Source organism: Nocardia sp. NPDC059228, assembly GCF_042754245.1.
Taxonomy (GTDB): domain Bacteria; phylum Actinomycetota; class Actinomycetes; order Mycobacteriales; family Mycobacteriaceae; genus Nocardia.
The window spans coordinates 1-1,188 of the sequence record NZ_JBHZAL010000141.1 but is presented as its reverse complement, the minus strand read 5'-3'; the positions used below and the strand labels follow the sequence as shown (position 1 = coordinate 1,188).

Genomic DNA, 1,188 nt, shown 5'->3' with positions numbered 1-1,188 from the left:
GGTCCCGTACCGTCCGGTTCGCGGTGCGGATCGGCGAGTACGGCGGGGTCGACCAGCCGCAGCCGGCGGCGCTCCAGCGAGGCCAGCGGGATGCCCGCGAGCGCGAACATCAGCAGCAGCGGGACGCCGACGACGACCACCGCCAGCGCGCCTCCCACGACCGCCAGCAGGAGCAGTGACACCAGGGTCGCCACTCCGACGCACACGCCGCTCAGCAGATACGCCGCGGAGCGCCACGGCCAGGGGCCACGGAGGTAACGGGGCGCGCGGAGCGCCTGCCAGAGGCTGGGGGAGTGCATGGACGCACGGTAGGCGGGCGGCGTACGGGGCGGCCACCCAGCCAGCTCCACCATTCGCCCCGTACCCAGCCCCACCTGCCCCGTTCCACCTCGCCGGGGGTGGAGCCTGCTCCACCACGGGTATGCCGTCCTGCTGTGATGTGCCGGGCGCCCGCCGCGACTTGAGTGATCACCATGAACCACACAGCAATGAACGACGCCGCGGTCCGGCTCAGCTCCGTCACCCGGTCCTACGGGAAGGGCGCGGCGGCCGTGACCGCGCTCGACCGGGTCACCCTCGACATACCCAAGGGCTCCTTCACCGCCGTCATGGGGCCCTCCGGATCCGGCAAGTCCACCCTCCTCCAGTGCACGGCAGGACTGGACCGGCCCACCAGCGGGACCGTGATGCTCGGGGACCGCGACCTGACCGCGCTCAGCGAGAACAAGCTGACCCTGCTGCGGCGTGAACGCATCGGCTTCGTCTTCCAGGCGTTCAACCTCCTGCCCTCGCTCACCGCCGAACAGAATGTGGCGCTCCCGCTGCGCCTGGCCGGCCGCGGACCTGGACGGGCCGCCGTCCTCGACGTGCTGGAACGGGTGGGACTACGGGACCGCGCGGGGCACCGGCCCAGTGAACTCTCCGGTGGCCAGCAGCAGCGCGTGGCGCTCGCCAGGGCGCTGGTCACCCGCCCCGACGTGCTCTTCGGAGACGAGCCGACCGGGGCGCTGGACTCGCGGACGGGCCGGGAGGTCCTGACCCTGCTGCGCGGCATGGTCGACGCAGGACAGACGGTGATCATGGTGACGCACGACCCCGTGGCGGCGGCGTACGCGGACCGTGTGGTGTTCCTGGCGGACGGCAGGGTGCGGGATTCCCTCGACTCGCCGACCGCGGTCCTGGTCGCGG

Annotated in this window: 2 protein-coding genes; one reads left to right on the top strand and one right to left on the bottom strand. The window is 72.6% G+C overall.

Going from position 1 to position 1,188, the window contains the following annotated elements:
• Positions 1-299: sensor domain-containing protein (locus ACFXKA_RS43035; RefSeq protein WP_379431917.1), on the bottom strand; the 299-nt coding region annotated here is incomplete at its 3' end.
• A 174-nt stretch (positions 300-473) separates the two neighbouring features.
• Here ACFXKA_RS43035 and ACFXKA_RS43030 point away from each other — a divergent pair.
• Positions 474-1,188 (top strand): ABC transporter ATP-binding protein (locus ACFXKA_RS43030; protein ID WP_379431916.1); only part of this gene is annotated, 715 nt, incomplete at its 3' end.